Here is an 8,056-nt window from a genome sequence, read left to right as displayed (position 1 = left end):
AGTTCAGTTGGTTAGAATACCGGCCTGTCACGCCGGGGGTCGCGGGTTCGAGTCCCGTCCGCTCCGCCATTTATTTCGAAAGCCTCGCTATCAGCGAGGCTTTTTTCGTTTTTCCCCGTTATTTTGGTCTTCGAGCAAACGAGTCCCGGTTGCCCGAAATCCCGGCGACTTTGCCACCTCTTTCAGACCCCAGCCATCATGCTGGGGTCTTTTTGTTTATGGGTAAGCCCGCTTCCTGTGATGAATGTGACGCCCGAGTCGCTCTCACGCGTTTCAGAGCCCAACCCATAAGCTTGAATAAAATAACCCCATGGTGTTATGGCAGTTATTAACAAGACTTGGTTAGCCTTGACTTAGATGCTGATGAACGTAATCACGGATATAGGGAATCACTTCAGTTTCAAACCAGGGATTCTTTTTCAACCACAGGGTATTACGGGGGGAAGGGTGAGGTAACGGCAGAAACTGCGGTGCCCAGCGTTGCCATTGACGCACTGTTTCTGTCAGTGTGGTCGGTTTGTCGTGCAGGTAATAGTTCTGCGCATATTGACCGATCAGTAAGGTCATACCGATATTTGGCATCTGATCCAGTACCTGTTGATGCCACAGTGGCGCGCATTCTTTTCTTGGTGGCAGATCGCCGCTTTTTCCCTTCCCCGGATAACACAGTCCCATTGGCATGATGGCGATATTCTCCGCGTCATAGAAGACGTGTTTATCCAGATCCAGCCAGGTTCTTAACCTATCTCCACTGGGATCGTTCCAGGGAATGGAGGTCTGATGAACCTTAGTTCCCGGTGCCTGGCCGATGATCAGCAGGCGTGATTGCCGGCTGGCCTGGATCACCGGATTGGCCCCTAAAGGTAGGTGAGGCTCACAGACTTTGCATTGTCTGATTTGGCACAGAAGTTCGTCCAGCATTAATAACCCTTGTTAAAGTCAACTTGGTGATGGAGCGCAAACCCGTCGCGCCAACGCAGGTAATTTTCACCAAAAATGGCCACTACCTGATCTGGAAAGCTCAAAGCGGCGATATGCGGTGTCACGGTCACATTTGTATGTTGCCAGTACGGATGTTGGTGCTCAAGTGGCTCCGTTTCAAATACATCCAGATAAGCGTGCTCGATATTTCCGGCGGCCAAGGATTGCAATAAGCCTTGTTGGCAGAGTGTCGCGCCTCGGCCGACATTGAACAGCAGAGCATGCTGAGCCGCTTGTAAGGTCTTAGCATTCAGTAGATGGTGAGTGTCAGGCGTATTTGGCAGAGTGTTGACGATAACGTCTGCGGTCGCGAGCGCTTTGTCCAGGTCCTGAATATGGTAGGTGTCGACAAAAGGTGACCCCTTGGGCGGAATACCACTGCGGTTGACTCCTATGGTTTCCAACCCCATTGCCTGCGCGCTGTGCGCCAGGTGCACTCCAATTGACCCTGTACCGAGAATGACCATACGTTTCTGCGTTAGGGAGACATAGGAGTGAGGTTGCCAGTGTTGCTGAGTCTGCTGCTGTTGGTACCGGCGGAAATGGCGGTAATGGGCGATAGTATAGCCGAGTACGTACTCGGCTATTTGCTGGCCGAAGATACCTTTGACATTGGTTAAGTGGTAATCGCGTTTGTCTGCTTGCTGCAGCAGAGCGTCAACGCCGGCATAGATGGATTGCAGCCAGACCAACTGAGGAAACTTGTCTAACTGCTTGGCCGCCATAGGCGGCGCAGCCAAAAGTATGCTCGCCTCGTCCCGCTGTTCGGTGATCACCAGATCCGGCAGCTTCAGATCAGCAACGAGCTGGCGGTACGTATCGTCGTGTTCGGTCAGAATGTAGAGCTTATGACTAAAATTGTTCATCGGCTTTGCTTTTTTCCCTGTGGTATATCAAGTACACTTCCGCTGTCTTTTTCTGCAACGACTGAGTAACTATGCTACAGAATCCCCTTCAGCTGCGTCTTGAGAAATTCGAGCCCTGGCAACAAATCACGTTTATGGCTTGCCTGTGTGAGCGCATGTACCCTAACTATGCCATGTTTTGCGCGAATACAGAATTCGCGGAAGCGCGTATCTACCGCGATATTCTCGACAGTGTCTGGGAACTCCTAACGGTGAAAAACGCTAAAGTGAATTTCGAACGTCAGTTGGAGAAGCTGGAAGAGATCATTCCCAGCTCGGAAGATTTCGATATGTATCTGGTGTATCCGGCGATCGATGCCTGCATTGGGCTGTCTACGTTACTGCATGGCCTGCTGGATCGTGATGATCTTCAGGAAAACATGTTCAAACTCAGTCAGCAGTCGGTCGCGACCGTTGCGCAGCTTGAAGAAGCTCAAACCGGCGAAGAGGTAACCAATGACAACCAGAAGCAGAACGAAGCGGTGTGTGGGGAATGGGACGTTCAGTGGGCCATTTTCCGTCCTCTGCGTGATGCGACAGAAAGAGACATCGAACTGATTAAAGATTTGCGTCAGGAGTTGCGTGAAGAAGGCATCAGCAACATCGGTATCGGTTTATAAAAAATGGGAGCATGAGCTCCCATTTTTTAATCATCATCATCGCGGTTTTCTATGACGCCGTGCTTTTTCTTCCAGCGTTCCCAGCGTTGGTACGCCAGTTCCTGCATATCGGTGATGCGGTCCGCTTCATCGACAATCTCTTCACCCAGCAGATGCTCAAAGATGTCTTCCAGTGTCAGAATGCCTTGTACGGTGCCGTATTCGTCGACCACCATCGCCAGTTGCAGACGATGCGCCATCATCTGTTCAAAGGCGGTCGGCAGCGATAGCGTATTGAGCAACACATGCACCGGGCGCATGACCGCCCCCAACTGTTTGTCACCCAGGCCAGACTGTTGCAGCTTGAACAATTCCAGACGGTGGACAAAGCCGATGATGTTGTCCTTCTCCTGGCTGTAAACCAGCGGCCTTGAGAACGGTGTATCACGGTGCTCGTGCAGGAACTCGTTGATGCTCATCTCAGCATCGACGCGAAACACAACGGGCCGGGGTGTCATCACCTGAGTCACCGGAATGTCACGAATGCCCAGTAGGTTGTTGAGCATGGTCGATTCGCCTACGGCAAATTCGCCGCTCTCCTGAGCCAGCATTGCCATCGCAGACAGCTCATCACGCATTTTCGGCGTTTCCTGTCCGCGAGCCAGACGTTTGGTGATTTGCTCTGAAAACCAGACAAACGGTGTCAATGCCCACACCATCCAACGCAGCGTGGTGGCGGTCGGTGGGGCTAACTGGCGCCAGTAGGTCGCTCCGATGGTTTTCGGAACGATTTCGGACAGCACCAAGATCCCCAGTGTCAAAACAGCGGAAAATACGCCCAGCCATTCGCTGCCAAACACGACCGCTGCCTGCGCACCCGCACTGGCCGCGCCAATCGTATGGGCGATGGTATTGAGGGTCAGAATCGAAGCCAGCGGGCGATCAATGTCTGCTTTGAGGCGCGACAATTTGCCCGCGGCCGGGTGGTCTTGCTGGCGCAGCTGGGCCAGATAACTTGGGGTAATACTTAATAAAACCGCTTCTAAAACCGAACAGACAAACGATACGCCGATCGCAATCGAAACGTAAACAGTCAGCAGTAACATAATGCTCCTATGCAGTGAGATACCACAACCGAACTTTGCGCCGGAAAAGGCAAATTTGCAATTTTTGCGGCTTATTCCGGTATGCCTGGGCATTATTGGTGTGCGTATTTTTTATTCAGCAAAAGCCCCGAAACATCAGGCTTCTCGTAACATTTGCTGCTATTAAATAGGGCTGTAAACAGGCAAAAACAAGTCTCAGATCCGAGGCATTGAGTAACAAATTGTGAGTTAATGCTCATATTCCGGTTAAAAGTACGTCAGTAAAGTCAAAGATCGCCGACAAACCTTTGCCAGATGGGGCATTTATGATTTAGAGTGAATTGAATTCGATAACACATAAGAAGGGAAACCTAATGAACAAGACCCAATTAATCGACTTTATTGCAGAGAAAGCAGACCTGTCTAAAGCACAAGCTAAAGCTGCTCTTGAAGCAACTCTTGACGGTGTGACTGACGCACTGAAAGAGGGTGACCAAGTTCAACTAATTGGTTTTGGTACATTCAAAGTAAACCACCGTGCAGCACGTACTGGTCGTAACCCTAAGACTGGTGCAGAGATCCAAATCGCTGCAGCTAACGTTCCTGCATTCGTTGCTGGTAAAGCACTGAAAGACGCAGTGAAGTAATTTATACTACGCCGAGATGCTTGTTTGTCTCGGCGTAATTCCTCTGCTATGAAAAATTGGTTTTTATCTTCACTAATCCTCTTGCCTTTAATCGGGTGTTCTTCCTCCGCTCCCACGCCTAATCTGGAACAATTTTCTGAATACACTGGCGGTCAGTCCCTTGGCGATGCGACCAGCTTTTACTGGTATACCGAGCAACAGTCTCAGCCGTTGAAGGCGGCAGATTATGTCTCTGCCGGTGATTACGGCTGGTATCAGTCTGAGTACCGTTGGGACGAAGGTCAGGTACGCGAGATGATTCGTGAAGGTAAGCAACGTAAGAGCGAGGCTCTGGTCGACTACCGCATTCATATCCGTTTCAATAAAGACGGGGAAGCGGTATTCCAGCGTTACCGTTTGGACGGGAAAGTGTTGCCGCTTAATGAGCAGCAATTGGCGAGCTACGTCCGTGAAGCCGAGAATGTGGCCAGTACCGCTAAAAAGCAAGACAAGGCTGGTTTTGAGCTGTTACAAGGCGTATGGGACGGGGCTACTTTTGAGAGCTGCACTGGGCAGGAATACCGTCGTCTGTCGTTTAATCAGACTCTGCCTAGCTTCGTAGTCAACCGTTTGGCGGCGATTGACAGCTACGTGGCGTTTATCGGCAAGATTAAATCGGATGGCATGATCGTCGAACAACTGCTGATGTTGGCAGACGAGGATCATGGCTGTATTCAGCGGCCAGGGCTGCTGGAAAAACAATAAAATAAAGGCGCTCATCAGAGCGCCTTTTTTGTCGATGCGAGGAGGTTATTCCTGATTCTCGCGCGCAATCGCTCGGTAACCAATGTCATTGCGGTGGAACATACCTTCCCAACGGATGTGTTGAGCCAGCTGGTAGGCACGTTGCTGAGCTTCAGACACGCTGTTGCCCAGCGCAGTTGCACACAGTACGCGGCCACCGTTGGTGACGATGTCCCCATCCTGGTTATCGGTGCCTGCATGGAAGACTTTCTCGCCTTCCACTTCGGCCTGAGGCAGGCCCGAAATGACGTCGCCTTTGTTGTACGCGCCCGGGTAACCGCCTGCGGCCAGCACGATGCCAATGGAAGCACGCGGGTCCCATTTCGAGTCCACCTGGTCCAGCTTGCCATCAATAGCAGCCAGACACAGTTCAACCAGATCTGACTGCATACGCATCATGATAGGCTGGGTTTCCGGGTCACCGAAGCGGCAGTTATATTCGATCACTTTCGGTGTGCCGGATTTATCGATCATCAGGCCCGCGTAAAGAAAGCCGGTGTATGGGTTGCCCTCGTCAGCCATGCCGCGCACGGTTGGATAAATCACTTCATCCATAATGCGGTTGTGGATGTCAGGGGTAACCACGGGAGCGGGCGAGTAGGCGCCCATGCCGCCCGTGTTCGGGCCGGTATCTTTATCGCCAACACGTTTGTGGTCCTGGCTGGTCGCCATAGGCAGAACGTTTTCACCGTCAACCATGACAATAAAGCTCGCTTCTTCGCCATCCAGAAACTCTTCGATCACCACGCGGCTGCCAGCGTCGCCGAACGCATTGCCGGCCAGCATGTCTTTGATAGCGTCTTCGGCTTCTTCCAGTGTCATGGCGACAATCACGCCTTTACCCGCCGCCAGACCATCGGCTTTGACCACGATCGGTGCACCCTGCTCGCGCACGTAAGCAAGTGCCGGTTCGATTTCCGTGAAGTTGGCGTAAGCGCCGGTCGGAATGTGGTGACGAGCGAGGAAGTCTTTCGTAAAGGCTTTTGAACCTTCCAGTTGTGCCGCAGATTGCGTCGGACCAAAGATTGGCAACCCGGCAGCACGGAACGCATCCACTACGCCAATCACCAGTGGCGCTTCAGGGCCGACGATGGTCAGTTCAATGGCGTTCTCTTTTGCGAACGCAACCAGACCCGCGATGTCTTCTACTGCAATGTTGACGTTTTCCAGTTTGGGCTCAAGCGCTGTACCGGCGTTGCCTGGCGTAACAAAGATAGTTTCAACATTTGGGTTTTGCGCGGCTTTCCAAGCTAACGCGTGCTCACGACCGCCGGCACCAATAATTAAAACTCGCATAAATGAATTCCTTAATTGTAAATTCGGATCTCTCAATCATTGGGAGCTCGATCAGGCTGACAGGCTCCCAAGTGATGGTTCGAAGGCTTAGTGACGGAAGTGACGCATGCCGGTGAAGATCATGGCCATGCCGTGTTCGTCGGCCGCGGCAATCACTTCATCGTCACGCATCGAGCCGCCTGGCTGGATCACGCATTTGATACCGGCTTCCGCCGCGGCATCGATGCCATCACGGAAGGGGAAGAAGGCATCCGACGCCATTACGCTACCGGCGACTTGCAGACCTTCGTCAGCCGCTTTAATGCCGGCAATTTTGGCTGAGTAGACGCGGCTCATTTGGCCTGCGCCGACACCGATAGTCATGTCGCCTTTGGCGTAGACAATCGCGTTGGATTTGACGTACTTGGCCACTTTCCAGCAGAACAGCGCGTCTTTCAGCTCTTCTTCGGTTGGTTGTCGCTGAGAGACGACTTTCAAATCATCCAGGCTTACCATGCCCTGGTCACGGTCTTGAACCAGCAGACCACCATTCACGCGTTTCACATCGAAGCCCGTTGTCTTGGTTGACCACTCACCACACTCGAGTAGGCGTACGTTTTTCTTCGCTGCGACCACTTCGATCGCTTCTTCAGACACTGAAGGAGCGATGATGACTTCAACGAATTGACGCTCAACGATCGCGCTGGCTGTCGAGGCATCCAGTTCGCGGTTAAATGCGATAATGCCGCCAAACGCTGAGGTTGGATCGGTTTGGTAAGCGCGGTTGTAGGCTTCCAGAATGTCGCCGCCCAGAGCCACACCACATGGATTAGCGTGTTTGACGATCACACACGCGGGCTCTGCGAACTCTTTCACGCATTCCAGCGCCGCGTCAGTATCGGCGATGTTGTTGTAAGACAGGGCTTTGCCCTGAATCTGACGTGCGGTTGAAACCGACGCTTCTTCTGGGTTCGCTTCCACGTAGAAGGCGGCATCCTGGTGGCTGTTTTCGCCGTAGCGCATGTCTTGTTTTTTGAGGAACTGCTGATTGAAGGTGCGAGGGAACTTGCTCTCTTCATCACCTTCTTTGTTCTCTCCGTAAGAAGGAACCATCGTGCCGAAGTAGTTGGCGATCATGCCATCGTAAGCGGCGGTGTGCTCGAATGCGGCAATCGCCAGATCGAAGCGGGTTTCCAGCGTCAGTGAGGCCTCATTGGCATCCATTTCGGCAACTACGCGCGGGTAATCGTGCGCGTTCACCACGATGGTCACGTCTTTGTGGTTTTTCGCTGCAGAGCGCACCATGGTCGGGCCGCCGATGTCGATGTTTTCCACGGCGTCTGCCAGCGTGCAGCCGTCTTTGGCAACGGTTTCGGCAAAGGGATAGAGATTGACGACAACCATGTCGATAGGTTTGATGTCATGTTGCGCCATGACGGCGTCATCCTGGCCACGACGGCCCAGGACACCACCATGCACTTTCGGGTGGAGCGTTTTAACCCGTCCGTCCATCATTTCCGGAAAACCGGTGTAATCTGACACTTCGGTCACAGCAATACCGCTGTCAGCCAGCAGGCGGGCCGTACCACCAGTAGAAAGGATATCGACACCGCGATCTGCCAGAGCTTGTGCAAACTCAACAATACCTGTTTTGTCTGACACGCTAATCAGCGCGCGGCGAATTGGACGAGCGTTGTTCATGCTTCCATCTTCCTCAAATTCATGGAGTTAAACTAAATAAAAGACGTTTGCCAAAAGTGAACATGGATTACCATGGGTAA

At 52.4% G+C, this 8,056-nt stretch carries 8 protein-coding genes; 3 read left to right on the top strand and 5 right to left on the bottom strand.

The genetic code is table 11. The annotated features are described in order from the left end of the window. Nucleotides 1–342: 342 nt before the first annotated feature. Both CAG65_RS15780 and CAG65_RS15775 read right to left on the bottom strand, forming a co-directional pair. The gene (locus CAG65_RS15780) at nt 343–921 is read right to left on the bottom strand and encodes a uracil-DNA glycosylase family protein (RefSeq protein WP_021707206.1); all 579 of its coding nucleotides are present in this window, start codon (nt 919–921) and stop codon (nt 343–345) included. Then, complete coding sequence (locus CAG65_RS15775) at nt 921–1,847, bottom strand: D-2-hydroxyacid dehydrogenase (RefSeq protein WP_161454255.1); 927 nt, start codon at nt 1,845–1,847, stop codon at nt 921–923. Before CAG65_RS15775 ends, CAG65_RS15780 begins: the two co-directional genes overlap by 1 nt. A gap of 71 nt (nt 1,848–1,918) precedes the next feature. On the opposite strand from CAG65_RS15775, the gene CAG65_RS15770 reads away from it, so the two are divergent. Continuing rightward, nucleotides 1,919–2,506: a YjaG family protein gene (locus CAG65_RS15770; RefSeq protein WP_021707208.1), complete on the top strand. Its 588-nt coding sequence runs from the start codon at nt 1,919–1,921 to the stop codon at nt 2,504–2,506. A gap of 26 nt (nt 2,507–2,532) precedes the next feature. Here CAG65_RS15770 and CAG65_RS15765 read toward each other — a convergent pair whose 3' ends face one another. Then, nucleotides 2,533–3,591, bottom strand: coding sequence for a CNNM domain-containing protein (locus CAG65_RS15765; protein ID WP_161454254.1), 1,059 nt, complete (start codon nt 3,589–3,591; stop codon nt 2,533–2,535). Between the two features lie 353 nt (nt 3,592–3,944). Between CAG65_RS15765 and hupA the strand changes: the two genes are divergently transcribed. After that, entirely contained in the window at nt 3,945–4,217 is a 273-nt protein-coding gene (gene hupA, locus CAG65_RS15760; RefSeq protein WP_021707210.1) for a nucleoid-associated protein HU-alpha, read from the top strand. Nucleotides 4,218–4,265: 48 nt separating this feature from the next. Then, nucleotides 4,266–4,961 carry a DUF1481 domain-containing protein gene (locus CAG65_RS15755; RefSeq protein WP_021707211.1) on the top strand — a complete coding sequence of 232 codons (696 nt, stop codon included), beginning with the start codon at nt 4,266–4,268 and terminating at the stop codon, nt 4,959–4,961. 45 nt (nt 4,962–5,006) lie between these two features. Here CAG65_RS15755 and purD read toward each other — a convergent pair whose 3' ends face one another. Both purD and purH read right to left on the bottom strand, forming a co-directional pair. Beyond that, entirely contained in the window at nt 5,007–6,296 is a 1,290-nt protein-coding gene (purD, locus tag CAG65_RS15750; RefSeq protein WP_161454253.1) for a phosphoribosylamine--glycine ligase, read from the bottom strand. A gap of 87 nt (nt 6,297–6,383) precedes the next feature. Next, nucleotides 6,384–7,976, bottom strand: a complete 1,593-nt coding sequence (gene purH / locus CAG65_RS15745) for a bifunctional phosphoribosylaminoimidazolecarboxamide formyltransferase/IMP cyclohydrolase (RefSeq protein WP_161454252.1) — start codon at nt 7,974–7,976, stop codon at nt 6,384–6,386. Between the last annotated feature and the right edge of the window lie 80 nt (nt 7,977–8,056).

This window comes from Vibrio sp. V39_P1S14PM300 (assembly GCF_009904765.1).
Lineage (GTDB): Bacteria > Pseudomonadota > Gammaproteobacteria > Enterobacterales > Vibrionaceae > Vibrio > Vibrio proteolyticus.
Note: the sequence above shows the minus strand (reverse complement) of the source record. Positions and strands in the feature narration are given on the sequence as shown.